The sequence below is a fragment of the Caballeronia terrestris genome, from assembly GCF_001544515.1.
Classification (GTDB): domain Bacteria; phylum Pseudomonadota; class Gammaproteobacteria; order Burkholderiales; family Burkholderiaceae; genus Caballeronia; species Caballeronia terrestris.
The window spans coordinates 1-519 of record NZ_FCOL02000637.1; the positions used below are offsets into that span (position 1 = coordinate 1).

At 60.7% G+C, this 519-nt stretch carries 1 protein-coding gene; it reads left to right on the forward strand.

Going from position 1 to position 519, the window contains the following annotated elements:
* Positions 1-98: 98 nt before the first annotated feature.
* On the forward strand, positions 99-518 hold the full coding sequence (locus tag AWB67_RS39340) for an integration host factor subunit alpha (RefSeq protein ID WP_235025625.1): 420 nt from the start codon (positions 99-101) through the stop codon (positions 516-518).
* The last annotated feature ends 1 nt before the right edge of the window (position 519 follow it).

A 519-nucleotide genomic window follows, 5' to 3' on the forward strand; every position in this document is an offset into this window, starting at 1 on the left:
CACGCCGACAAGAAGGCGGGGTGAAGGATCTGTGAAGACGTTAATCTTTCGGCCGCGCGACGCGACGGAACTTGAGCTAAAGGAGGGTAAGAGGCATCATGCCGCCGCTTTTTGATACGTCCAGAATCCGAATGAACCCAAGAGATGAAACCACCGAGGTGGCACACAGGCTGAACTTCCATGAGGGGCTGCCGAGGCAGGCGGCGCACGTCGGCCAGCCGGCGTTCATTAGGGCGCATTTGATCGAGCGGCTCAGCGCTCGGCTTGGGCTCGACAAATCTGATGCCCATGCGCTGGTGGACGCGTTTTTTGAGCTGATCATGCAGGCGCTAGGAGACGGCGAAACGGTCGGACTGTCGGGGTTCGGCTGCTTTCAGGTGCGCGATAAACGTGCGCGACCCGGGCGGAATCCGAAGACGGGGACCGCGGTCCCTGTTGCGCCGCGACGGGTGGTGCTGTTTCGCGCCAGCCGGATCCTGAAGTTTCGATTGCGCCGCATCAACGATCACAACGACTAAG